The organism is Pseudomonas panipatensis (genome assembly GCF_900099785.1).
Taxonomy (GTDB): domain Bacteria; phylum Pseudomonadota; class Gammaproteobacteria; order Pseudomonadales; family Pseudomonadaceae; genus Pseudomonas; species Pseudomonas panipatensis.
The window spans coordinates 50,558-74,473 of record NZ_FNDS01000005.1; the positions used below are offsets into that span (position 1 = coordinate 50,558).

Here is a 23,916-nt window from a genome sequence, read left to right on the forward strand (position 1 = left end):
ATGAGCGAAACCCTCGATCTCAGCCTGGAAGGCGTGGAGCGCCGTTCCCTGGCCGACTTCACCGAACAGGCCTACCTCAACTACTCCATGTACGTGATCATGGATCGCGCCCTGCCGCATATCGGCGACGGCCTCAAGCCGGTGCAGCGGCGCATCGTCTATGCCATGAGCGAACTCGGCCTGGACGCCGATTCCAAGCACAAGAAGTCGGCGCGTACCGTCGGCGACGTGCTCGGCAAATACCACCCGCACGGCGATTCGGCCTGCTACGAAGCCATGGTGCTGATGGCCCAGCCGTTTTCCTATCGCTATCCGCTGGTGGATGGCCAGGGCAACTGGGGGGCGCCGGACGATCCCAAGTCCTTCGCCGCCATGCGTTACACCGAGGCGCGTCTGTCGCGCTACGCCGAGACCCTGCTCTCCGAGCTGGGCCAGGGCACCGCGGACTGGGTGCCGAACTTCGACGGCACCCTGGAAGAGCCGGCGGTGCTGCCGGCGCGCTTGCCCAACCTGCTGCTCAACGGCACCACCGGCATCGCCGTGGGCATGGCCACCGACGTGCCGCCGCACAACCTGCGGGAAGTCGCCGCCGCCTGCGTGCGCCTGCTCGACCAGCCGGATGCCACGGTCGGTGAACTGATCGAGCACGTGCCCGGTCCCGACTTCCCCACCGAAGCGGAAATCATCACCCCGCGCGCCGATCTGCAGAAGATCTACGAGACGGGGCGTGGCTCGGTGCGCATGCGCGCGGTTTATCGGGTCGAGGATGGCGATATCGTGGTCACCGCGCTGCCGCACCAGGTCTCCGGGTCCAAGGTGCTGGAGCAGATCGCCGCGCAGATGCAGGCCAAGAAGCTGCCGATGGTCGCTGACCTGCGCGACGAGTCGGACCATGAGAACCCGACCCGCATCGTCATCATCCCGCGTTCCAATCGCGTGGACGCCGAAGAGCTGATGACCCATCTGTTCGCCACCACCGACCTGGAAAGCTCCTACCGGGTCAACCTCAACGTCATCGGCCTGGATGGCAAGCCGCAGGTCAAGGACCTGCGCCAGTTGCTCAGCGAGTGGCTGACCTACCGTACCGACACCGTGCGCAGGCGCCTGCAGTTCCGCCTGGACAAGGTCGAGCGCCGCCTGCACCTGTTGGAAGGCTTGCTGGTCGCCTTCCTCAATCTGGATGAGGTGATCCACATCATCCGCACCGAGGACCAGCCCAAGCCGGTGCTGATGCAGCGCTTCGAGCTCAGCGAGATCCAGGCCGACTACATCCTCGATACCCGCCTGCGTCAACTGGCGCGGCTGGAAGAGATGAAGATTCGCGGCGAGCAGGACGAATTGGCCAAGGAGCGTGCCAGGTTGCTGGCGATCCTCGGCTCCAACGCCAAGCTGCGCAAGCTGGTGCGCGATGAGCTGATCGCCGACGCCGAGACCTATGGCGATGCCCGCCGTTCGCCGATCGTTGCGCGTGCCGAGGCCCGCGCGCTGTCGGAAACCGAGCTGATGCCGACCGAGCCGGTCACCGTGGTGCTCTCCGAGAAAGGCTGGGTCCGTTGCGCCAAGGGGCACGACATCGACGCCAGCGGCCTGTCATACAAGTCTGGCGACGGCTTCAAGGCCGCCGCGCCCGGACGCTCGAACCAGTACGCGGTGTTCATCGACTCCACCGGGCGCAGCTATTCGCTGGCGGCCCACGGTCTGCCCTCCGCGCGTGGCCAGGGCGAGCCGCTGACCGGCCGCCTGACCCCGCCGCCGGGGGCTACCTTCGAGCGGGTCTTGCTGCCCGACGATGATGCCCTCTATGTGCTGGCCTCGGACGCCGGCTATGGCTTCGTGGTCAAGGGCGAGGACATGCAGGCCAAGAACAAGGCCGGCAAGGCGCTGCTCAGCCTGCCCAATGGCGCCCAGGTGATGGCCCCGCGGCCGGTCGCCGATGTCGAGCAGGACTGGCTGGCGGCGGTGACCACCGAAGGCCGCCTGCTGCTGTTCAAAGTCTCCGACCTGCCGCAATTGGCCAAGGGCAAGGGCAACAAGATCATCAGCGTGCCCGGCGAGCGTGTCGCCAGCCGCGAGGAATACCTGACCGATCTGGCGGTGCTGCCGCCGGCGGCGACCCTGGTATTGCAGGCCGGCAAACGGACCCTGTCGCTGAAGGGCGACGACCTGGAGCACTACAAGGGCGAGCGCGGTCGGCGGGGCAACAAGTTGCCGCGTGGTTTCCAGCGGGTCGATTCGCTGCTGGTCGAAGTCCTGTCTCAGGAGTGAAACGCCCAGCGATACACTCTGGCTCTGGAGCTATGACGCCGGTTAGGGGATGATAGGCCCCTTTGGCAAGGGCGCTTCGGCGCCTTTGCTGTCGATTTTTTTCGATTTGTCGCAAGTGGTGCCGATCCTCGGCGAAATACGGTGATGCAAGATGAGCGCTTGGCGCGTCCTGGCATGTCTTTCCCTCGTCAGCCTGCTCGGGCTGGCGGGATGTACGGTCAATCCTCCGGCACAGCTGTACCAGTTGGATGCGGGGGCGTCTCCGGTACCCGTGCGCGAGAACGGCGTCGCCGTGCTGCTCGGGCCGGTGCAACTGGCCGACTACCTGCAACGCGAAACCCTGGTCCAGCGCCAGGCCGATGGCATTCTCAGCCTGTCCAGCGAGGCGCGCTGGGCCGGTAGCCTTGAGACCAACGTCAGTCAGCAACTGCTGCGCCAGCTATCCAGTCAACTGGACAGCACGCGCCTGGCACTGTTCCCGGAGAAGCCCGGTTTCGTCCCGCAGGTACAGGTCCTGCTGAACATCAGTCGCCTGGATTCCGGTCCCAAGGAGCCGGCGGTGCTGGATGCGCGCTGGCGCCTGCTCGACCAGAAAGGACAGTTGCGCGACAGCCGCGTGTTCCATCAGGAAGAAAAGCACGACGGCAGCATCAAGGATCAAGTGCGCGCGCAGAGCGACCTGCTGCGTCGTTTGGCCGCGCAACTGGCCAAGGATGTGCGCCCGCTGGCGGTCGTCAGCGAGCCGCAACCGACTCCGCACAAGGCGGCGCCGACCGCCGAGCAGACGGCCAAGCCCAAGGACGAAGGGCCGAAGATGCCGCTGGTGGTGCCGATTCGCACCGACGCAGAAGTGTTCCGCTTCTGATGCCTTTCCGGTCCGTGGCGCCTGGCGCCCGGACCGCTCCCGCTGCCCCGGCCGTCGTGGCGTCCGGCTTGCGCGCTTAACAACTTCTTAACCGCGACGGTGCTAATAAAGGCGGCGTTTCTGCTGGAAGCGAGGTCCGGAATCCCTTCGGATATCGCCTGGTGGAGGGATCCCTTTGTCGCTGTCTTCGTCCGTATCGAGATCGGCCTTCTGGCCCTTGCGCTTGAGCCTTGCTGCCCAGACGTGGCTTCTTGCCGCCCTTGCCCTGCTGCTGTTCAGCGCTGGCGCCCATGGCTTGGCGGTGATCGGTTTCGACTCGCGATTCGTGCTCTTCGCCCAGGAAATGCTGCGCCATGGGCCCAGCCTCTTCCCGACTACCTATGGCGAGGCTTATCCGGATTATCCGGGAACCTCTACCCTGTTCATCTACCTGCTTTCGTTGCCGTTCGGTCGGGTCGATACCCTGGCCGCCTGGCTGCCCTCGGCGCTGGCCTCGGCGGCGACTGTCGCGCTGGTCTTCCGCCTGCTGCAACCGTTCTCCCCGCGTTGGGCGTTGCTCAGCGTGGCGTTCTTGCTGCTCACCCTGACCTTCGTCAGCGAAACCCGCGCGGTATCCCTGGATCAACTGATATCCGCCGTGGCCCTGGGCGCCTTCTACCAGGCCTACACCGCTGCGGAGCGCTCGCGGCTGGCCTTGTTCGCCTGGCTGGGCGGGCTGTTGCTGCTCGGCTTCATGATTCGTGGTCCGCTCGGCCTGGTGATTCCCGCCGGGGTGGTGTGTGCTTGCTGGCTGGTGGCCGGCGATTGGCGCCGCTTGCTGGGCTTCGGCCTGTTCGCCGGTGCCTTGCTGACCATTTGTTGCCTGGGACTGCTGGGTCTGGCGCGGCTGGAGGGTGGGCCGGGGTTTGCCTGGGATGTCTTGCACATGCAGGTGATCGGTCGCCTGGATGGCAGTGCCGGAGCCAGCTCGCCGTTCTATTACTTCCTCAGTGCGCCGGGTAACTACGCCCTGGCGTTCCCCCTGGCACTGCCGGCCCTGGCGCTGTTCCTTGTGCCGCAGCGGAACCCGGCGGATGCGCGCATTCTGCTGCTGTTGCGGGCCTGCGCGCTGGCGGCCCTGGTGGTGATGCTCGGTCTGTCGCTGCCGCAGGCCAAGAAGGCCCGCTATGTGCTGGCCATGGCGCCGTATGCGGCGATCATCGCGGCCTACCCCTTCATGGTCGAGGGCAATCGCCTGGCCAGGCTCCTGCGTATCCTCTCGCAAACCTTGTGGCTGCTACTGCCTGGATTGCTGGGGGCCGCACTGGTGTTCGCCTGGCTGCGTTTCCCGCATGTGGCTGGGGCGCATCGGCTGGCACTCGGTAGCACCTTGGCGCTGCTGGTGATTCTCCAGGGCTTGGCCGTCTACCTGGCGTTCAAGCCCGGTTGGCGCGCGCTTGGTCTGGCCGGGTGCGCCGTCATGGCCATGTGGGGGGCTTACATCCTGGCGTACGAGCCCATCGAACGGAGTCTCTACGATACCCGCACCTTCGTCCGTGCCGCCGATGCCGTCATGTCCGCGCAGCCGGCGCCGGTGGCCTTCGTCGGCCTGGCCAGGGATGCCAAGGCGATCAAGTATCTGGTCAATCTCGATCACGACCTGCTGCCGCGCTTCGTCGATCAGAATGTCGAATTGAAGGGCGTGCAGGGGCCGCTTTACCTGGTGATGGAGGCGGCGCGCCAGCGCACGCTCGGCGATTCGCCGTTGGGCTCCCTCAAGCCGTTGGTCGCCGAGGATTTCGATCACGAGCCCTATGTCCTTCTGTATCTGCCCGCTGCCGGTGCAGCCAGCCCTTGAGTGGCGGACCGATGAAGCGGCTGCTCATTCTTGCCGGTTGCCTGCTGTCCCTGTGCGCCTGTGGCGGCGGCCAGGGCGAGCGCCGACACCTCGCCCATGATCAGTCGTTCTTCCGCGAGCATCCGTTGCCCAGCCTGACGATGCGACCGCGCCCGGGCGAGTTCGTCCTGGCGTTGCTGCCGGATACTCAGTACTACGCCGAGAACAATCACAAGCAGCTCAATTTCTTCCAGCACAGCCAGCGTTTCGTCGGTCTGCCCTATGACCCGGCCCTGGCGCTGTTCGCCCAGACCTACTGGTTAGCGCAGAACGCCACGGCATTGCAGATGCCCATGGTGGTGCACCTGGGCGATGTGGTGCAGAACGCCAGCAACCTGAGCCAGTGGCGGGTCGCCAGTGCCGCCATGCGGCAGTTGGAAGAGGGCGGCGTGCCTTACAGCATCATTTCCGGCGAGCGCGACATGCACGGCTCCGCGACGCCCGACGACCAGCGCTCGCTGCGCGATCACTTCAAGGACTTCTTCGGTCCGCAGCGCGCGGCCTGGCAAAGCACCTACGCTGGCAGTGACCCGCTGGGGTTGAGTCAGTACCACCGCTTCCGTGTCAGTGGTCAGACGTTCCTGCTGCTCGCCCTGGACAGCCACCCCAGTGAGGCGACCCTGGATTGGGCGCAGCAGGTGATCGACCAGCAACCTCGTCTGCCGGTCATTCTCGTCACGCATGACATCCAGCCGCCGGGCCAGGCGGACGGCGACGATGCGCGGGTGTGGAATCGCCTGGTTCGGCGCAACGACCAGATATTCCTCACCCTCAGCGGGCAGATAAATGGCTCGTCGCATCTGCGCCTGCGCAACGATCACGGCCTCAGCGTGGACATGCTCAGGCTCGATTACCAGGATCAGTACCTGGGCGGCAACGGTTTGCTGCGGCTGCTCGAATTCGATCTGGCGCACGGCCACCTGGAGGCTTTCACGCTTTCGCCCTGGGTGCTGTGGAAGAGCCACTACTACGCGCATCTCATGCGCAAATGCGCCGATGGCACCGCGCTGGGCGACTGCGACCAGCTGGCGCCGGCGGCCGATGAGTCGCGCGGCTGGGACAACCGCTACGTGATCGAGCTGGATTTCCGCCAGCGCTTCGCCCCGTTCGATGGCTATACCTTCGAGGCGGACGGCGAGACGCCAGGGCCGGGGCTGATGGCCCAGTTGCGGCAGCAACTGCACATCGACTGAGTCAGGATCGACGCCGCCGCGCAATGCCATGGTCAGGCGCGGCAGTCAGGCCCGGAGCGCTCAGTCCGCGTGGGCTGAGAAAGCGGCGTGAGCTGATGCGGGAAACGTCATGGGTGAGCGCGGATCGGCCCGTGGGCCGAGCGCCAGGCCGATCGCCAACAGCGGTAACGGGAGGCCGGTTCAGCCCGACCCAGGTGCCCCTCAGTGGGCGCGCAGTGCGCGCATGCGCGAGAGCTGGCGTTCCAGCATCGACGGGTAGGGTTCCTTCAGCCATTCCACGCAACTGGCCTCCGCCGGGTTGGCGATGGCTCGGATGCGTGCGCGCTGGCGCACTTGCTCGTCATCGGCGATGGCGCGCTCGATCAGCAGCAGGTTGCGGCTGTGTTGGCTGAGGGTCAGCGCGCTCATTACTGCGGGGGTCTGCAGTAGATCGGCCTGCGCCAGTTCGGCGAGTTCTTCGCCCTGGGTCAGGCCCAGTTGCAGTTGCAGCGTGATGCCGCTGTCCACCACCTCGATCTGCAGGGCGTGTCCGAGGGCGCGCATCAGCTCGCCGCAGCACAGTGCATGCGTGAGGTAGTCGTCGTCATCGCGGGCATGGAAGAGGATCAGGCTGCCGCCGTCGCTGAGGGTGAAGAGGCTGCCCTTGTACAGGCGCGCGGCCTGTTCCAGGCAATCGCGGTAGCGCTCCAGCAGGTCCACCAGGCGGCCGCGCGGCAGGCGCCGCAGGTGCTCCTGGTTGCCCAGTTGCACGGCCAGTACCGCGCAGGGGTTCGGCAGCACCGGCTCGGGAATGTCCTCGGCCTCGACCCGCGCTTCCTCGCGTTCCTCGACAAACGCTGGGTCATCGGCCAACGCGGCGCTCGGCAGCTCGCCGTCGGCGAAGATGTTTTCGTCGAACTCATGCTCTTCGGCCGAGAGTCCGAGGGATGGCTCCAGGGCGTCGCCCAGATCGATATCCTGTTCGAGCGCTGGCTCCACGGCTGCTGCCTTGGCCGGCGCGACTGCGCTTGCCTTGGGCGCGACCTTGCGGGGCGCGACGGGCGCTGCCGGGGCAGGCGCTGGCTCGGGCACCAGCGGCTTTTCCGGCGCCAGGCGTGCTTGCAGCTGGCGCGCCAGGTCGCCGATCTCGTTGTGCAGGCTGGCGCCCGGAGCGGAGTCGTCGGGGTCGCGCAGCCAGACGCGCAATTGCAGCAGCGGAGTGGAGATATGCCGGCCCAGGCGCAGGCTGAGGGTCAGGGTCAGCAGCAGCAGGATCAGGCTGATCAGCCCCATGCTCTGCAGGCTGACCATCATCGGCTGCTGGAATTGCTGCATGTCGAGGCTGATGCGCAGGCGCCCGGCCATGACTTCCTGGAAAGTGATCTGCGTCGTATAGACGCCCTCGGTCTCCCCCAGCAGGCTCTGCTTCGGGCGGCTACCGGCTTCGGCCAGGGTGCGGCCGTCGGCGCTGTAGATGGCGGCGTGGGCCACCAGCGGATTCTTGGTCAGGTTGTTGAGCAGGACGTTGAGACTGAGGATGTCGTTGGACACCAGCAGTTCGGTGGCCGAGGCCGCGGTCTGCGTGGTCAGGCTCTGGCCCACGGCGTCGGCCTGCTGGTGCATGGCCTGCTTGAACTGCATGCCCATCACCCAGGCATAGATCACCAGCGCCAGGGCGACCAGCACCAGGCTGTGCAGGGCGATGCGCAAGGCAATGGGCACCCGGCGCTGACGCAGTGCGTGGAACAGCAGCAGGAAGAAATTATCAGGCTTGACGGAGGTGGGCCGGGTCACAGCGGGCTCGGTCTCTATAGGACAGTTGCCGGGCAGTATAACGGCGCCCCGGAAAGGGTCAAAGCGCCGCGCCACCGGCAATTCGAAGCGTCGGCCGCTACGGTGCTGCAATCCGATCGGCGGTTGCGCTCGGCCGGGTGAGGCGACGACCGAGAAAGTCGGTAGAATGTGCGCTTTTTCCATGGCGGAGACTGCGCCTTGCGCGAAATCGTCCTGATCAATATCACCGGGGAAGATCGCCCCGGCCTCACCGCTGCCGTCACCGGTGTGCTGGCCCAGGGTGGGGTGAACATCCTCGACATCGGCCAGGCGGTGATCCACGACACCCTCTCGTTCGGCATCCTGGTGGAAATCCCGGATACCGAGCAGGCCTCCTCGGTGCTCAAGGATGTGCTGTTCACGGCCTACAAGCTGGACCAGCAGGTACGCTTCACGCCGGTCGCGGAAAGCGATTACCAGCAATGGGTCGGTGGCCAGGGCAAGCCGCGCCACATCGTCACCCTGCTGACCCGGCGGGTGACCGCCGAGCAATTGCAGCGGGTCAGCTCCATTACCGCCAAGTACGGCTTGAACATCGACCACATCGATCGTCTGTCCGGGCGCATGCCCCTGGATATGCCGGCCGATCGCGGCAAGGGCTGCATCGAGTTCTCCGTGCGCGGCGAGCCGGCCGACCCGGCGGCGCTGCGCGCCGAGTTCCTCAGCGTGGCCCAGGAGCTGAACGTCGATATCGCCTTCCAGCAGGATTCGCTGTTCCGCCGCAATCGCCGCCTGGCGGTGTTCGACATGGATTCGACCTTGATCGAGGCGGAGGTCATCGACGAACTGGCCAAGGCTGCCGGCGTGGGCGAGAAGGTCTCCGAGATCACTGAGCGGGCGATGCGCGGCGAGCTGGATTTCCGTGCCAGCTTCAAGGAGCGCCTGGCGCTGCTCAAGGGCTTGTCCGAAGAGGTGCTGGAAGAGATCGGCGCCTCGCTGCGCCTGACCGAGGGCGCGGAAACCTTGTTCGCCGAACTCAAGCGCCTGGGCTACAAGACCGCGATTCTTTCCGGGGGCTTCACCTACTTCGCCCGCCAGCTGCAAGCCAAGCTGGGCATCGACTACGTGTTCGCCAACGAGCTGGAAATCATCGACGGCAAGGTCACCGGCGTGGCCATCGAGCCGATCGTCGATGCCCAGCGCAAGGCCGATTTGCTGCGCGAGCTGGCGGCGAAGGAAGGTCTGCAACTGGAGCAGACCATCGCCGTGGGCGATGGCGCCAACGATCTGCCTATGCTCGGCCTGGCTGGCCTGGGAGTGGCCTTCCGCGCCAAGCCGCTGGTCAAGCAGTCGGCCAAGCAGGCCATCTCGACCCTGGGGCTGGACGGCATCCTCTATCTGCTGGGCTTCCGCGATCGCGACGGCAGCGACGGTCACTGAGTCGCGCCACCATGAAAAAAGCCGCCCGAGGGCGGCTTTTTTCATGGTTCGCTGTCACTCCTCCGAGGAGAAGTCGTAGTCCATCGCCTGGCTGGGGCCTTGCAGGTAACGGCCCTGGATGTAGTTGGCGCCGGCCTGCCAGAGGGTCGCCAGGGCGCTGGCGCTTTCCACCAGCGGCACGATGGTCAGCTTGGCCTGGGCGTGCAGGCTGGCGATCAGGGTCTTGAGGTTTTCCTGGTTTTCCGGGCGGCTGAGATCCTGCACATAGGAGCCGTCGACCTTCACGAAGTCGACGTTCATGTGCTTGAGCGTGTTGAAGGGGGTCAGCGCGCAACCGAACTGGCACAGGGCGACCTGGCAATGCAGCTCGGCGAGTCCCTGGCTCAGCGTCTTGGCCTGCTTCAGGTAGGCGATGGCGTCTGGTTCGCTGATCTGCAGAATCAGCGAGTCCGCCGGCAGGCGGGCGGCCTTGAGCGCCACGTTGAGCCAGGGCAGCAGCCCGGCGTCCTGCAGGCTCGGGCCGGAGAGGTGGACGAAGAGCTTGGTGCTGTGCCCCTTGGCGCGGTGCTCGGCGAGCAGCTTGATGGAGTTGAGCAGTACCCAGCGGTCGATGCGTTCGGCCAGGCCGCCAGCCTTGGCCGCGCCGAGGAAGTCGGCGGCGGGGATTTCCTCGCCTTGCGGGTTGAGCAGGCGGAGCAGCACTTCGTAGTGCTCGTGGCTATCGCCGCGCAGGCTGATGATGGGCTGGAAGAGCAGGCGGAAGCTGTTCTTTTCCAGGGCCTGCTGGATGATCGCCAGGAGGTCGCCGCGGCTGGCTGCGGCGGCCAGTTCGTCGGACGGGTCGTAGAGCTTGATGCCATTGCCGCCGCGCTGCGCCACTTCGTCGGCGCAGCGGTGCGCGCGCTCGATCACGTCCTGGGCCTTGCTGGTCTTCTCGTCGAGCCCGGCGCAGCCGACTGACAGGGTCGCCTGGGCGGTGCGGCCGTGGATGTCGAACAGGTGGCCTTCGACGTTCTTGATCAGGCTGTCGAAGAGCGGCTTGCTCTGCTCCGGGGTCTGCCCGGCGATCAAGACGCTGAAGGCGTCGTCGCTGAAGCGCGCCAGTTGGCTGCCTGCCGGGAAATGCCCGCGCAGCAAGTTGGCGAGATCGGCCAGGAGCAGGTCGATGCTGGCGATGCCCAGGCTCAATTGCAGGTTCTGCGCGCGGTCCAGCAACAAGTAGGCGAGGGTCGCCGGCTGCCCGGCGGTGACGGCGCGCTCGACGGCGGCATCCATCAGATCGATGAAGTGCGCCCGGTTGTAGAGGCCGGTCACCAGGTCCTGGCTGCTGACTTCACGCAGCTTTTCCTGCAGTTCGCTGTTGTCGCTCTCGGCGCGGATCACCACCTGGATGCAGGGTTCGCCGTCGTAAGTGGCCGGGGAGAAACTCATGCGCGCGTTGAAGCCCTGGCCATTCACCTTGACGCCGCTGCAGCGCAGTTCGGTGTCGCCTTCGTGGTTCTGGTAGCCCTTGAGGAAGTCCTTGAACGTGGCCTGCTCGCTGCTGGCGATCAGGTCGATCATCGGCAGGCCTTCCAGCTCTTCGGCGTCTTCGTAGCCAAACAGGTCGACATACGCGCGGTTGGCGTAAATGTGCATGCCGTCGTGGACGTAGGTGATGGCATCCACCGAGCTGTCGAGCAGAAGCTGGCAGCGCTTTTCCGCTTCGCGCAGGGCCACTTCGGCGGCGCGCCGGGCGCGGCGTTCCTCGAGGTTGCTGAATTCGCGGTTGGCCACCAGCACCAGGCGCTCATCCTCGCCCTGGGGCAAGGCATCCTGCGCACCGAGCGCCAGAGCCTCGGTGATGGCGTCGGAGTCGTTGCCGCTGATCAACTGGATGAAGGGAATGTCCTTGGCTTGCCGACGGATGCTGGCGAGCGCTTCGCCTGGCGCCATGGCGCTGCTTTCCGGGGCGGCGATCAACAGATCCCAGCCCTGTTGCAGGGCTTCCGCCAGGTCGTCGCTGGAGGTCACGCGGTGGACACGCGTGGCACGGCCGGCGTTGCGGAACAGGCTGACCAGCCGCTCGGCTTCGTTCTGTGAGTCTTCCAGGATCAGCAGGCGGATGGTTTTCTTTTCATTGGCCATGGGGGCTGCTTTTACCGCACTGGACGGCAGCAAATAGGCGACAAATGGGAGAGGGCCCGAATCTACAGCGACTTCCAGAGTGAGTCAAAGTCTTCCTCGCCCGGGCCCTTGCGCGAGTTCGAGGGTGTGACTGGCTTATCGCCGGCGTCCCTCGGCAGCTCCTGAACACGGTATTCGTACTGGCTGAAGCTACCGGTGGAGGTCAGCTTGCGGCTCAAGGTGGCACGTCGTTCATCGCCGTGCAGGTTGATCTGTACGCGACTGCCTTCCTGGAACGGCAGGCGCGGGGTGATCAGCGTCGCCGGGCGCGAGATGGCGGCGATTTCCGGCAGTAGCAGAGCGCGCAGGTACTGGCTGCTCTGTTCGGTCTTGCGCAGCAGTTGCAGTCCACAGGACTGCGCGAGCGGGGCGATCAGTTCGATGCCCATCTGCGTGCCGCCGCCGCGGACCTGGCGAATCCAGCGGACCACCGCGACGCTCCAGCTCTGTCCCGGGGCATCCTGGATGCCGAGCAGTTCGCCGGCCTGCAATTGGCTGGGAATCTCCTTGGGCCAGGTCAGGCAGTAACCGCCGGGGCTGTGGTTGACGATGGGCAGGGCGTAGGTCGGATAGTCTTCCGTGGACGCATCATTCGGCGCAGCCTTGCTGTCTTTGGCGCTTAACGGTTGGTACTCGATTTCCTCCAGCGGCATGCCGGGTTGCCAGTCGGCGGTCTTTTGCGCGTCGAAGGCATTGGCCCAGGCATCCTGGGTCTTCTCTTGCTTGAAGGTCGCAACGCCGACCGGCTCGGGGAGCTTGAGCACATCGGCGAATGCCTGGCGGCCGGCGAGGTAGTAGTGCAGGGCGCTCATGCCAATGCAAAGGTTCAACTGGCCGTGGCCCTGGGTGCGCTGGAAGCTGCGCTCGGCGATATCGCCCCAGGCGCTCGCCAGGTGCTGCAGCAGGTCGATGCTGATGCCATGGTCGACGCGCAGGCTCAGGGCCGGCCGCTGCTCCGGGGTGGCTTCCAGGTAGGCGTTCAGCGCCGCGACCAAGTGCCGCGGGTCCATGCCCAGGCTACCGCTCAGGTCCGCGTCCTTGAACAGCGAGCGGTAGCGCGGCGGACCGTCCACCTGTGGCGCGATCACGAAGAGGCTGGAGGCGGCGACGTTCGTCTGCAGGTGTGCCAGCTGCCCCCAGGACTCAAGGGCGTCGGCCAGGCGCGCGATATCGTTCTGGCGCATCTGGTTGCAGCGTGCGCACCCCAATAGCAGGACGGTCAGATAGGCCTGCTCGATGCTCAGGGCGTTGCCGTGCTTGGCCAGGTCGTCGCGCACGACCAGCTCCTGGAGGCCTTGCTGGCGCGCCAGTTGATACAGCTGGTGGAGTTCCAGCCAGAGGCTTTCCGGCACCGGGCAATACAACTGCAGCGCCCGCACCAGCGGGCCGCTGAGGCTGCGGATGGCGCGCTGCAGGGCAAGCGTGAGCAATTGCGCGCGTTCGCGGCTGAAGTGGGTCGCCTCGCGCACCACCACCAGCTTGTAGCCGACGGCCAGGTGATTCTGCAGCGCCTGGCAAAGATTGGCGACCTTGCGCGGGCGCTCGTCGAGGACGATGGATTGATTGAGGAAGTGCCGTTCCAGGTGCTGGCAGACCGATTGGACTTCCGGGCGGAAAAGCTCCAGGAGCTGCAGGCGCGCTTCCACCGGGAGCTTCAACTGGTTCAGCTCGATCAACCCCTGGTAGAGCTGGCGTGCGGTTTCCCCGAGATTGGCCTTTGGCAGGTGATCCAGCCAGTGCTTCAGATCGCGCGGATTGGCATTGCAGAAGCTCAGGCTGTCATGCGTCGGGGTAGGGACGCGCAGCAGTTTCTGGGGACTCGGGGTGACCATGGTTGGGTGAGGTGCTCCACAATCTGTGGCAGTCTGGCAGACCGTTTTGTAAGCCTGTGCCCGGCTTTTTCCGAAACTCTAGCAGTATCCCTCTCAGATAACAGCCCATCTAGGGGCTGGGCATTCTGTAAGTGTTTGGATACGGCGGGGCGGGCGAGACGGCTGGCAAAGCGCCAGTTGACGGACACCGCCGGATGCCCGGAGGAAGAGAGGAGGAGCGCTGGCCGTGCGCTCCTCTCCGGGCAGGGATCAGCCTTGGCGGGCGGTGCCCAGCAGTTGGCCCATGCGCACCGGGCTGCCGGCGGCCAGTTGCTGGGCCCAACCGATCTGCTCGGGGCCGAACAGGACAATCGCGGTGGAGCCCAGCTTGAAGCGGCCCAGCTCGGCGCCTTTTTCCAGATGGATCGGGGCGCGGGCGGCCTCGTCGTAGCGGAACGTCTTCAGTTGGCGCTTGGGCGGCGTGACCAGGCCGGCCCAGACGGTCTCGATGGACGCCACGATCATCGCGCCGACGAGCACCACGGCCATGGGGCCGCGCTCGGTGTCGAACAGACAGACCACGCGCTCATTGCGGGCGAAGAGTTCCGGCACCTGCTCGGCGGTGAGCTGGTTCACCGAGAACAGCCGTCCCGGTACGTAGACCATCTCCTTGAGCGTGCCGGCCAGCGGCATGTGCACGCGGTGATAATCCTTCGGCGACAGATAGACGGTGGCAAATTCGCCGCCCATGAAGGGGGCGGCGCGCTCGGCGTCGCCACCGAGCAGTTCGGTCAGGCTATAGCTGTGGCCTTTGGCCTGGAACACCCGGCCGTGCTCGATCGGGCCGAGCTGGCTGATGGCGCCATCGGCCGGGCAGAGCACGCCGCCGGGGGTGTCGTCGAGGGCGCGCGCGCCATCCTTCAGCGCGCGGGTGAAGAAGGCGTTGAAGTGCTCGTAGGCCGAGAGATCCTCGACCTGGGCCTCGCGCATGTCGACCTGATAGCGGCGGGCGAACCAGGGGATCAGGCGGTCCTTGAACCAGGGCGCGCGGCATTCGGCGGCGCAGCCGATCAGGCGCGACAGCAGGTGATGCGGCAGCAGGTACTGGGCGAGGATGAACAGACGATCTTTGAACGACATTCCTTAAACCTCTACAGGGGTGTCGGGGTGGTTGCCCCACTCCGACCAGGAGCCGGCGTAGCCCTTGACCCGCGGATAGCCGAGGGCCTTGGCCACCAGGTAGGTGAAGCCGGAGCGATGGTGGGTTTGGCAGTGGGTGATCACTTCCTTGTCCGGGGTAATGCCGAGATCGCGCAGGATCTGCGCCATGTCGGTGCGGATGCGCAGCGCGCGGGCCGGGTCCATGCCGGCGGTCCACTCGAAGTTGACCGCGCCGGGAATGTGCCCGCCCTTGGCTGCGAGGACCTTTTCGCCACGGTACTCACTGGGGTTGCGCGCATCCCAGATGGCCAGGTCGGCGGCGCCGAGCCGGCTCTGCAGGTACTCGCGGGTGGCCGTGGGCTCGTCATGCAGGGTCAGTGGCAGCGGGCCGCCGACCGGGGCTGGTACCTCACGGCTGAGTTCGCGGCCTTCGGCCAGCCAGGCGTGTAGGCCGCCGTCGAGGTAGTGGTAGCGGTGATGGCCGATGACATCCAGCAGCCAGATGAAACGCCCGGCCCAGCCGCCACCTTCGTCGTCATAGACGACGTAGACGGCGTCCGAACGGTGCCCCAGTTCGCCGAACAGGGCCTCCAGGTCGGCCTTGGCCGGCAACAGGCCGGGGGCCGGCGGTTGCGCCCATTGGGTGCGCTTGGGGTCGACGAAGCGGGCGCCGGGCAGGTGGCCTTCGGCGTAGCGTGCCGCGCTGGTCAGGTCGACCAGGATCAGTTCGGGGGCGCCGAGGTGCGGAGCCAACTCGGCCGGTTCGATCACCAGGGGCAGGGCGGAAAAGGCGGACATGTCAGGGTCTCCCAATGCGGCCGGACGCGTCAGAGGAATGGCGGCTGGCGGCCCGCTTCGAGGTGCGGGCTGCGCCCTTTAAAAAGGCGGCAGTGTAACGGAAAGCGCGACGGCGCTGGCGCGCAATCGCGTGAACGGGGTTTGCTGCAACGGGCGGCTCAGCCCTGGCCGCCGGCGAACTGCTGGATGCCGCGCTCGATGCACTGGCAGGTTTTGTCGAAGGCCTGCGCCTGTACTTCGCTGATCGCCTGGCCCTGGCGATCGGCCACGACCAGCATGACTACCTTGGTGCCGCGGCTCAGTGAGCGCAGCATCAGGTGCTCGCTGGGCAACGCACTCTTCAGGCGTCCGGGCAGCACGGCGGAGTAGTCGGCAATGTTGCCCGGATTCAGCTGCAGCCGCGCCGGGCGCTGCAACAGCTTGCGCAACAACTGGCTGTTGGCTACCGAAAGCTGCAGGGCCTCGGCCGGTTGCGCGAGGCCGAAGCCACGGCGTGCCTGCAACAGGCTCTGCTGGCGGTCGGCGAGCAATAGCGCGCCGCGGCCATAACCGCAGGCCTGCAATGCCTCGGCCGCGCAGTCGAGCAATTGCAGCAGGTTGCTGAAGGGGCTGGGACTGCGCAGCAGTTCGGCGCAGTGCCGGCGCCACTGATCGGGACTGCCCATCGGCTGCGCCGGTTTCTCCGCGCGGGGCAACCAGCGCCGGCTGTCCCAGGGCCACAGCAGCGCCTGGGCCGGGTGCCAGTAGCGTGGGTCGGCGTCGCGTCGGGCGCTCTGCGCGGCCAGGCCGTGCACCTGTTGTTGCAGGTCTTCCAGCGGCATTTGCAGGTAGAGCGCGGTTAGGCGCTGCCAGCGCAGCATGTGCGGGCCGCTCCAGGACTGGTGGGCGGCCATCGCCAGGCTGTTGGCCAGGAGGATGGTATTGGCGGGGCGGGTCAGCCAGCGGGCCAGTTCCGGATCGGCATCCAGGCGTTGCTGCTGGGCCAGCGGTTGGCTCTCAGCGTGGGCCAGGTGCAGCGCGCGCACCAGCAGTTCGCGGTCTTCGCTGAGCAGGCGCAGGCCCTGGCCGATCCATTCCGGCAAGCGCCAGCGCTCGGCCAGGGCCAGGCACAGTGGCAGCAGGCGCATGCCGAGCAACGCCTCCTCGACCTCGGCGCTGGCGCGGCCTTGGCCGAACACCTGCTGTTGCCATTGCTCCAGCAGGTCCGGGCGGGCGGTTGCCAGCGCCCACAGTGGCGCCAGGGTGAACAGGCTACCCCAATGGATCTCCTGCCAGAGCCGCGCCAGGCGGCCGGCGAACAGGCCGCTGGCTTGCTGCATGGCGTGGCGGCTGATCAGCAGCATCTGTCCCAGGGCTGGGGGCATGTCCGCCTGCTTGACGCTGGGCAGGCGCTCCAGTAGCGCCGAGGCCCTGCTCAGTCCCAGGCGGCTGAGGGCTACCTCCAGGCTTTCCGCCGGATTGTCACGCGCGCTGGCGGCGCGGTTGGCTTCGCGCAGGATGGCCAGCGCCAGGGTCGGGCAGTCCTGCAGCAGCTCGGCGATGTCGCGCAGGGAGCGGCGATTGTCGGCCAGCGCGCGGCGGATGCGCTCATGCTGCTCGGCCGGAACCGGCAACGGCAGGTTCTCCAGCAGCTGGAGCCAGGAGGCGAGGCGGTCCTTATCGGGAATCTGGAGGGGCATGCTGGGGCGCCAAACTGGTTTTTAGTGTTGTCAGCCTATAGTCTTGCGCGGTTTCTCCGATAACAACAGGGAGGCATCTAATCGCCTCCAGTTCTATATCACTGTTCCAGTCGGTTCCTATGGCAAAAATTATCGGCATTATCGTCATCCTGGGTAGCGTCCTCGGCGGCTACATGCTTTCCGGCGGCAAGATCGCGGCGATCATCCAGCCCTTCGAGGTGTTGATCATCGGCGGCGCGGCGCTGGGCGCCTTCCTGCAGGCCAACCCCGGCAGCACCTTCATGACGGTGCTGAAGAAAGCGCCGAAGATGTTCAGCAATCGCTTCACGCACGTCTTCTACCTGGAAGTGCTGGGCATGCTCTACGAGATTCTCAACAAGAGCCGCCGCGAGGGCATGATGGCCATCGAGGTGGACCTCGAAGAACCCGAGTCGAGCCCGATCTTCAGCAAGTACCCGGCCGTGCTCAAGGATGCGCGGATGATCGCCTACATCTGCGATTACCTGCGCATCATGTCCTCCGGCAACATGGCGCCGCACGAGCTGGAAGGCTTGTTCGACATGGAACTGGGCAGTCTCAAGGAAGAACTCGAACACCCCTCCCATGCGGTGACCCGCGTGGCCGACGGCCTGCCCGGCTTCGGTATCGTCGCCGCGGTGCTCGGCATCGTCATCACCATGGCCCTGCTGGGGCAGGGCAGCCAGGCCGAAATCGGTCACCATGTCGCCGCGGCGCTGGTCGGTACCTTCCTCGGTATTCTCGCCGCCTATGGCTTCGTCGGTCCGCTGGCCAATGCCCTGGAGCATGACGCCAAGGAAGAGCTGAACCTCTACGAGTCGATCAAGGCGTGCCTGGTCGCGTCGGCCTCCGGCATGCCGCCGTCATTGGCGGTGGAGTTCGGCCGCAAGGTACTGCTGCCGGCGCATCGGCCGAGCTTCAGTGACCTTGAGCAGGCAGTACGCGGTCGCTGAGTCATGGATAACAACCAGCCGATCATCGTCAAGCGCGTCAAGCGATACGCCGCCGGGCACCACGGCGGCGGCTGGAAGATCGCTTTCGCCGACTTCGCCACGGCGATGATGGCGTTCTTCCTGGTGCTCTGGCTGCTGTCCTCGGCGACGCCCGAGCAGAAGAAGGCGATTTCCGGCTATTTCCAGGACCCCATCGGCTTCACCGAGAGCGCCAGCCCCTACGTCATCGATCTGGGCGGCACGCCGACGCCGGCGCCGGACAAGACCTTGAACCCCAAGGTGCAAGCGCAGCCGCAGTCCGACGAGACGCGCGTCAGCCCTGAATCGGAAACCCAGGTGAATCCGGCCGACGCCGAGCGCCAGGCCGAGCAGATCGAGCGCGAGCGCCTCGAACTGCTGCTCCAGGAGCTGCAGAACAAGGTCGATGAAAACCCCACGCTGAAGCGCTTCAAGGACCAGATCCTGTTCGAGATCACCCGCGACGGGCTGCGCATCCAGATCGTCGACGCCGAAAACCGGCCGATGTTCGACCTTGGCAGTGCGCGCCTGCAGCCGTATTTCGAGGACATCCTGCTGGCCCTTGCGGAAACCATCAAACAGGTGCCGAACAAGATCAGCATCAGCGGCCATACCGACGGCAAGCCCTACGCCGGCGGCGGCGACTTCGGCAACTGGGAACTCTCCGCCAACCGCGCCAACGCTGCGCGCCGGGCGCTGGTGGCCGGCGGTTACCCGGAGGGGCAGATCGCGCGGGTGGTCGGCTATTCCTCGTCGATGCTGTTCGACCGCAAGGACCCGCTGAACCCGGTGAATCGACGCATCGACATCATTGTCCTGACCAAGCGCGCACAGCGCGCCATCGAAGGGCAGGATGGCGCTGAGCAGCCGGGTGCCGGTAAGCCGAGCGATCCGGCGGCCAGCCAGGAGGGTATGCCGGCAGCGCCTGGGCAGCCGACCGCTGCGCCCGCCGGTGCGACCACGGGGCAGCCGCTGCCCGCCGAGCAGGTGCGAGAAAAACTCAACCTGTTCGACGACGGCGGCTCGCTCAAGCTCGAAGAGCTACAGAAGAAAAAATAGTCGACGCGCCTTTGCCGCCATCCGCCTTGCTCCCACAAGGCCGGGTGGCGGGCATCGCTCAGTAGGCGGTTTCCGGCAGGCTGGCGAGGATGTGCCGGTAGCTGGCCATCCGCTGTGCGCTGACTTTGCCTTCCTCCAGCGCCTTGAGCAGGGCGCAGCCCGGCTCCCGGTCATGCTTGCAGTCGCGGAAGCGGCAGCGTCCCAGCAGGTCGCGGAATTCGATGAAGCCGGCTTCGACGTCGTCACGCGTGACATGGCCCAGGCCGAATTCACGGATGCCGGGAGAGTCGATCAGGTCGCCGCCAGCGGGGAAGTGGAAGAGGCGCGCCGTGGTGGTGGTATGGGTGCCCTTGCCGGTCACCTCCGACAGCTCGCCGACGCGGGTGTCCACACCCGGCAGCAAGGCATTCACCAGCGACGACTTGCCCACCCCGGACTGCCCGACGAACACGCTGACGTGCTCGTTCAGCGCCGCGCGCAGGGCGTCCATGGCCAGTCCATTGAACGCCGAGACTTCGAGCAGCGGATAACCCAGTTCGCGGTAGGTGCTCAGCAGGCCGTCGATCTGCGCGGTGTTCTGCTCGTCGATCAGGTCGGCTTTGTTCAGCAGCAACAGCGGCTGGATGCCGGCATGTTCGGCGGCCACCAGGTAGCGGTCGATCAGGTTGGCGTGGGGTTCCGGGCGTGGCGCGAAGACGATGACGATGCGGTCGACGTTGGCCGCTACTGGCTTGAGCAGGCCGCGCATGTCCGGGCGGCACAGCTCGGAGCGGCGCGGCAGTTGCGCGACGATCACGCCGATGCCCTGATTGCCGGGGCGCCAGACCACTTGGTCGCCAGTGACCAGGGGTGGCAGGTTGGCCCGCAGGTGACAGCGGAATACCTGGCCGGCGTCCTCGCCCTCCTGGGCCTCGACCTCGACCTGTACGCCAAAGTGAGCGATCACCTGGCCGGTCTGTTCGGGGCCGAGGTCGCCGCCTTCCAGTTCCTCCAGAGCGCGCGATTCGCGCTTGGCCGCGCGCGCGGCGCGTTCTTCCTGGATCTTTTCGATCCGCCAGCTCTGCCGGCGGGTGAGGTGACGCTTAGCCATATGCGGTCCACGGGAAAAATCGCTGGCGAGTTTAGCATGCGTCCCGGTGCTTCCCGCTAAACTACGGGGCTTGAGCCTAGGAGCCGCACCATGCAGAACCCACAGAACCTGATTTGGATCGACCTGGAGATGACCGGCCTTGATCCGGACCGCGACGTCATCATCGAAATGGCCACCATCGTCACCGACAGCGAACTGAACATCCTCGAAGAAGGCCCGGTGATCGCCGTGCACCAGCCCGATGACGTGCTCGCCGGGATGGATGAGTGGAACACCCGCCAGCATGGCCAGTCGGGGCTGACCCAGCGGGTCCGCGAAAGCAGCATTTCCGCCGCCGAGGCCGAGGCGCAAACCCTGGCGTTCCTGGAGAAATGGGTGCCCAAGCGCTCTTCGCCGATCTGTGGCAACAGCATCTGCCAGGACCGCCGCTTCCTCTACCGGCACATGCCGAAGCTGGAGGCCTACTTCCATTACCGCAACCTCGACGTTTCCACCCTGAAGGAACTCGCCGCGCGCTGGGCGCCGCAGCTTCGCGACGGCTTCAAGAAGGGCAGCACGCACCTGGCACTGGACGACATTCGTGAGTCCATCGCCGAACTGCGCTACTACCGCGAGACCTTCATCAAGGTTTGAGTCGTGCGTTCGGGGTGGGCTGGCGCTGCGTTCAGTCGATGCCGTGACGGCGCAGTGCCCACTCCACGTGTTCGCGCACCAGTTCCGAGGCACACCCGCGGCGCGCCTTCAGCGCCTCGATCACCGGGATGCTCGAAGGTGCGTTGCCCAGGCCGACCGCCAGGTTGCGTAACCAGCGCTCATAACCGGCGCGGCGCAGTGGCGAGCCTTCGGTACGGCTGAGGAACTCCTCCTCGCTCCACAGGAACAGTTCCGCCAGTTCTGCGTTGTCGAGGCCATGGCGTGGCTGGAAATCACCCTGCTCGGTGGGGCGGGCGAAGCGGTTCCAGGGGCAGACCATCTGGCAGTCGTCGCAACCGAACACACGATTGCCGATGGGCGCGCGCAGCGCTTCTGGAATCGGACCTTTCAGTTCGATGGTCAGGTAGGAAATGCAGCGCCGCGCATCCAGCACATAGGGGGCGACGAAGGCCGCGGTGGGGCAGATGTCCAGGCAGGCCGAGCAACGCCCGCAGTGTTCGCTGCCATGGGCCTCGTCCAGCGGCAGCGGCAGGTCGGTGTACAGCTCGCCGAGGAAGAAGTAGCTGCCAGCCTTGCGGTTCAACAGCAGGGTGTTCTTGCCGATCCAGCCGAGGCCGGCCTGCTCGCCGATGGCCTTCTCCAGCACCGGCGCACTGTCGACGAAGGCGCGGTAGCCGAACGGGCCGACCGCTTGCTGGATGCGTTCGGCCAGTTGCTGCAGGCGCTTGCGGATCAGCTTGTGGTAGTCGCGGCCGAGGGCGTAGCGCGATACATAGGCCTTGCTCGGGGCGCCGAGCACCTGGGCCATGCGGGTATCGCCGGGCAGGTAGTCCATGCGCAGGGAGATCACCCGCAGGGTGCCGGGCACCAGCTCGTCCGGGCGCCAGCGCTTGCTGCCGTGCGCGCCCATGTAGTCCATCTCGCCCTGGTAGCCGGCGGCGAGCCAGCGTTGCAGATGCTCGCCGTGGCGTTCCAGGTCCAGTCCACTGATACCGACCTGCTGGAAGCCCAGTTCGCGGCCCCAGGTCTTGATGCGTTGGGCGATGTCGCTGTAATCGGGGGAGGAATCGTGCATGGGGGGGCGGGAAAGCGGGACCGGGGTGCGTATAATTCTGCCAGACCTCGCCAGCCGGCGCCGACTCTCCGCGCGGATACCCGATGAACTCGCATCCCCACGACACCCTGCCGACCGCACTGTACAGCGCCCAGCAGGTGCGCGACCTCGACGCGCGCCTGATCGCCGCTGGCACGCCCGGCTTCGACCTCATGCAGCGCGCTGCCCATGCCGCCTGGCGCGCCTTGCGCCGGCGCTGGCCGGACGCCGGCGGCCTGAGCGTTCTCGCCGGGCGCGGCAACAATGCCGGCGACGGCTATCTGGTGGCGGCCCTGGCCAAGCGTGCCGGTTGGCAGGTGCGCGTGCTGGCGCTGGGCGATCCGGCTCAGCTCACTGGCGATGCCGCCTTGGCGCACGCCGAAGCCCTGGCGGCCGGGGTGCCCATCCTGCCTTGGCACGAGCATGCCGAACTGCATGGCGTGCTGGTCGATGCGTTGCTGGGTACCGGGCTGGGTGGCGAGGTGCGCGAGCCGTATGCCGAGGCCATTCGCCGCATCAACGCCAGTGGCCTGCCGGTGTTGGCGATCGACATTCCCTCGGGGCTGAGTGCCGATACCGGCAATGTGCTGGGCGTCGCCGTGCGCGCAGACCTCACCGTGACCTTCATCGGCCTCAAGCTCGGCCTGTTTACCGCCGATGGACCGGATCATTGTGGCGATCTGGTCTTCGATGACCTTGACGCCGATCCGCAGCAGTATCCCGCCAGTGCCCTGGCCACGCGCCTTTCCCCCATCGTTCTCGGGCATCTGGCGCCACGGCTCAAGGCCGCGCACAAAGGCTTGTTCGGCCACCTGCTGGTGATCGGTGGCGATCACGGGATGGGCGGTGCCGCTTTGCTGGCGGCGGAGGCAGCGCTGCGCACCGGCGCCGGGCTGGTGTCCGTTGCGACACGCGCCGTGCATGTGCCCGCTGCCCTGGCGCGGCGCCCGGAGCTGATGGCGCATGGCGTGGTGTCGTCCGCCGACTTGCTGCGCCTGGCGGAGCGTGCCGGCGTGCTGGTAGTCGGGCCGGGCATCGGCCGCAACGCCTGGGGGCGCTGCCTGCTGAGTGCCGCTGCGAGCCTCGATCGGGTCCAGGTGTGGGATGCCGATGCACTCAATCTGTTGGCCGAAGAGCAGGTCCAGCGGCCCGTCGGGGAACTGGTGATCACGCCGCATCCGGCCGAGGCGGCCCGCCTGCTTGGTTGCAGCACCGCCCAGGTGCAGGTGGACCGCGCCCACGCCGCGCGGGAGTTGGCGAGTCGCTACCGGGCGGTGGTGGTGCTCAAGGGCGTGGGCAGTCTGGTGGCGGCTCCGGATGGTCGCTTGGCGCTCTGCTCCCATGGCCATCCGGCCATGGCCGGCGCCGGCCTGGGCGATGTCCTGTCCGGTCTGGTCGGTGCCCTGCTGGCGCAGCGCATGGAGGCCTTCGATGCCGCCAGTCTGGCCGTCTGGCTGCATGCCCGCGGCGGGGAACACCTGGGTGTCGGAGGGCGCGGCCTGGCGGCAAGCGATCTGATCCCCGCCGTTCGTCAGTTACTCGAGGAGACCTGTCCATGCCTGAATTGACCTTGTTCGCCGACGGCGAGGAGGCCATGTACGCACTGGGCCGGCGCATCGCACAGGCCAGCGCCGGGCGCGGAGTCATCTACCTGCATGGCGATCTGGGGGCGGGCAAGACCACGCTCTCGCGCGGCATTCTGCGCGGGCTTGGACACGAAGGTGCGGTGAAGAGTCCGACCTTTACCCTGGTCGAGCCCTATGAGATCGCCGGGCAGCGCGCCTTCCATTTCGATCTGTACCGTCTCGCCGATCCCGAGGAGCTGGAATACCTGGGCATCCGTGACTACTTCGAAGGCGATGCCCTGTGTCTCATCGAGTGGGCTGAACGCGGCTCGGGCATTTTGCCAAAGGCCGACCTGGACATTACCATTACTCCTCAAGCGGGCGGCCGCATGCTGCGCCTGGAACCGCACGGGGTGCGGGGAGAGGCCTGGTGCGCCGTCATGGCGACGGGGGCATGAGA

Annotated in this window: 18 protein-coding genes; 10 read left to right on the plus strand and 8 right to left on the minus strand. The window is 66.4% G+C overall.

Annotated elements, in window-relative coordinates:
- From parC to BLQ74_RS12830, 4 genes are all read left to right on the plus strand, one after another.
- On the plus strand, positions 1-2,265 hold the full coding sequence (gene parC / locus BLQ74_RS12815; RefSeq protein WP_090262958.1) for a DNA topoisomerase IV subunit A: 2,265 nt from the start codon (positions 1-3) through the stop codon (positions 2,263-2,265).
- A gap of 151 nt (positions 2,266-2,416) precedes the next feature.
- On the plus strand, positions 2,417-3,130 hold the full coding sequence (locus tag BLQ74_RS12820) for a PqiC family protein (RefSeq protein ID WP_090262959.1): 714 nt from the start codon (positions 2,417-2,419) through the stop codon (positions 3,128-3,130).
- Positions 3,131-3,353: 223 nt separating this feature from the next.
- The gene (locus BLQ74_RS12825; RefSeq protein WP_244507188.1) at positions 3,354-4,967 is read left to right on the plus strand and encodes an ArnT family glycosyltransferase; all 1,614 of its coding nucleotides are present in this window, start codon (positions 3,354-3,356) and stop codon (positions 4,965-4,967) included.
- 11 nt (positions 4,968-4,978) lie between these two features.
- Positions 4,979-6,199, plus strand: a complete 1,221-nt coding sequence (locus BLQ74_RS12830) for a metallophosphoesterase family protein (RefSeq protein ID WP_090262960.1) — start codon at positions 4,979-4,981, stop codon at positions 6,197-6,199.
- A 201-nt stretch (positions 6,200-6,400) separates the two neighbouring features.
- Here BLQ74_RS12830 and BLQ74_RS12835 read toward each other — a convergent pair whose 3' ends face one another.
- The gene (locus tag BLQ74_RS12835) at positions 6,401-7,972 is read right to left on the minus strand and encodes an AhpA/YtjB family protein (protein ID WP_090262961.1); all 1,572 of its coding nucleotides are present in this window, start codon (positions 7,970-7,972) and stop codon (positions 6,401-6,403) included.
- Positions 7,973-8,170: 198 nt separating this feature from the next.
- Here BLQ74_RS12835 and serB point away from each other — a divergent pair, with 198 nt between their 5' ends.
- Positions 8,171-9,391, plus strand: a complete 1,221-nt coding sequence (serB, locus tag BLQ74_RS12840) for a phosphoserine phosphatase SerB (protein WP_090262962.1) — start codon at positions 8,171-8,173, stop codon at positions 9,389-9,391.
- A 54-nt stretch (positions 9,392-9,445) separates the two neighbouring features.
- Here the strand turns inward: serB and BLQ74_RS12845 are convergent, their stop codons facing one another.
- The 5 genes from BLQ74_RS12845 to BLQ74_RS12865 form a co-directional block, all read right to left on the minus strand.
- Positions 9,446-11,518, minus strand: a complete 2,073-nt coding sequence (locus BLQ74_RS12845; RefSeq protein WP_090262963.1) for a GGDEF/EAL domain-containing response regulator — start codon at positions 11,516-11,518, stop codon at positions 9,446-9,448.
- Positions 11,519-11,580: 62 nt separating this feature from the next.
- Entirely contained in the window at positions 11,581-13,389 is a 1,809-nt protein-coding gene (locus tag BLQ74_RS12850; RefSeq protein ID WP_090262964.1) for a molecular chaperone, read from the minus strand.
- A 249-nt stretch (positions 13,390-13,638) separates the two neighbouring features.
- Positions 13,639-14,508, minus strand: coding sequence for an archaetidylserine decarboxylase (gene asd / locus BLQ74_RS12855; RefSeq protein ID WP_090262965.1), 870 nt, complete (start codon positions 14,506-14,508; stop codon positions 13,639-13,641).
- 3 nt (positions 14,509-14,511) lie between these two features.
- A complete protein-coding gene (rhdA, locus tag BLQ74_RS12860; RefSeq protein ID WP_090262966.1) occupies positions 14,512-15,327 on the minus strand; it encodes a thiosulfate sulfurtransferase in 816 nt (271 codons plus the stop codon).
- A 158-nt stretch (positions 15,328-15,485) separates the two neighbouring features.
- Positions 15,486-17,006 carry an HDOD domain-containing protein gene (locus BLQ74_RS12865; protein ID WP_090262967.1) on the minus strand — a complete coding sequence of 507 codons (1,521 nt, stop codon included), beginning with the start codon at positions 17,004-17,006 and terminating at the stop codon, positions 15,486-15,488.
- Between the two features lie 119 nt (positions 17,007-17,125).
- Between BLQ74_RS12865 and motA the strand changes: the two genes are divergently transcribed.
- Both motA and motB read left to right on the plus strand, forming a co-directional pair.
- Positions 17,126-17,977, plus strand: coding sequence for a flagellar motor stator protein MotA (motA, locus tag BLQ74_RS12870; protein WP_090262968.1), 852 nt, complete (start codon positions 17,126-17,128; stop codon positions 17,975-17,977).
- Positions 17,978-17,980: 3 nt separating this feature from the next.
- Complete coding sequence (gene motB, locus BLQ74_RS12875; protein WP_090262969.1) at positions 17,981-19,054, plus strand: flagellar motor protein MotB; 1,074 nt, start codon at positions 17,981-17,983, stop codon at positions 19,052-19,054.
- Between the two features lie 58 nt (positions 19,055-19,112).
- Here motB and rsgA read toward each other — a convergent pair whose 3' ends face one another.
- Complete coding sequence (rsgA, locus tag BLQ74_RS12880; protein ID WP_090262970.1) at positions 19,113-20,144, minus strand: small ribosomal subunit biogenesis GTPase RsgA; 1,032 nt, start codon at positions 20,142-20,144, stop codon at positions 19,113-19,115.
- Positions 20,145-20,234: 90 nt separating this feature from the next.
- Here rsgA and orn point away from each other — a divergent pair, with 90 nt between their 5' ends.
- Positions 20,235-20,777, plus strand: a complete 543-nt coding sequence (gene orn, locus BLQ74_RS12885) for an oligoribonuclease (protein WP_090262971.1) — start codon at positions 20,235-20,237, stop codon at positions 20,775-20,777.
- Between the two features lie 31 nt (positions 20,778-20,808).
- Here orn and queG read toward each other — a convergent pair whose 3' ends face one another.
- The gene (gene queG / locus BLQ74_RS12890) at positions 20,809-21,873 is read right to left on the minus strand and encodes a tRNA epoxyqueuosine(34) reductase QueG (RefSeq protein ID WP_090262972.1); all 1,065 of its coding nucleotides are present in this window, start codon (positions 21,871-21,873) and stop codon (positions 20,809-20,811) included.
- An 83-nt stretch (positions 21,874-21,956) separates the two neighbouring features.
- Between queG and BLQ74_RS12895 the strand changes: the two genes are divergently transcribed.
- Positions 21,957-23,459: an NAD(P)H-hydrate dehydratase gene (locus BLQ74_RS12895; protein ID WP_090262973.1), complete on the plus strand. Its 1,503-nt coding sequence runs from the start codon at positions 21,957-21,959 to the stop codon at positions 23,457-23,459.
- Positions 23,447-23,914, plus strand: coding sequence for a tRNA (adenosine(37)-N6)-threonylcarbamoyltransferase complex ATPase subunit type 1 TsaE (gene tsaE, locus BLQ74_RS12900; protein WP_090262974.1), 468 nt, complete (start codon positions 23,447-23,449; stop codon positions 23,912-23,914). The genes BLQ74_RS12895 and tsaE overlap by 13 nt, the downstream gene beginning before the upstream one ends.
- Positions 23,915-23,916: the final 2 nt, after the last annotated feature.

Coding starts and splice junctions, on each gene's coding strand:
- tsaE (WP_090262974.1), top strand. CDS start 23,447: ATGCCTGAATTGACCTTGTTCGCCGACGGCGAGGAGGCCATGTACGCA.
- BLQ74_RS12865 (WP_090262967.1), bottom strand. CDS start 17,006: ATGCCCCTCCAGATTCCCGATAAGGACCGCCTCGCCTCCTGGCTCCAG.
- rhdA (WP_090262966.1), bottom strand. CDS start 15,327: ATGTCCGCCTTTTCCGCCCTGCCCCTGGTGATCGAACCGGCCGAGTTG.
- rsgA (WP_090262970.1), bottom strand. CDS start 20,144: ATGGCTAAGCGTCACCTCACCCGCCGGCAGAGCTGGCGGATCGAAAAG.
- motA (WP_090262968.1), top strand. CDS start 17,126: ATGGCAAAAATTATCGGCATTATCGTCATCCTGGGTAGCGTCCTCGGC.
- parC (WP_090262958.1), top strand. CDS start 1: ATGAGCGAAACCCTCGATCTCAGCCTGGAAGGCGTGGAGCGCCGTTCC.
- queG (WP_090262972.1), bottom strand. CDS start 21,873: ATGCACGATTCCTCCCCCGATTACAGCGACATCGCCCAACGCATCAAG.
- orn (WP_090262971.1), top strand. CDS start 20,235: ATGCAGAACCCACAGAACCTGATTTGGATCGACCTGGAGATGACCGGC.
- motB (WP_090262969.1), top strand. CDS start 17,981: ATGGATAACAACCAGCCGATCATCGTCAAGCGCGTCAAGCGATACGCC.
- BLQ74_RS12850 (WP_090262964.1), bottom strand. CDS start 13,389: ATGGTCACCCCGAGTCCCCAGAAACTGCTGCGCGTCCCTACCCCGACG.
- BLQ74_RS12895 (WP_090262973.1), top strand. CDS start 21,957: ATGAACTCGCATCCCCACGACACCCTGCCGACCGCACTGTACAGCGCC.
- BLQ74_RS12845 (WP_090262963.1), bottom strand. CDS start 11,518: ATGGCCAATGAAAAGAAAACCATCCGCCTGCTGATCCTGGAAGACTCA.
- BLQ74_RS12830 (WP_090262960.1), top strand. CDS start 4,979: ATGAAGCGGCTGCTCATTCTTGCCGGTTGCCTGCTGTCCCTGTGCGCC.
- asd (WP_090262965.1), bottom strand. CDS start 14,508: ATGTCGTTCAAAGATCGTCTGTTCATCCTCGCCCAGTACCTGCTGCCG.
- BLQ74_RS12820 (WP_090262959.1), top strand. CDS start 2,417: ATGAGCGCTTGGCGCGTCCTGGCATGTCTTTCCCTCGTCAGCCTGCTC.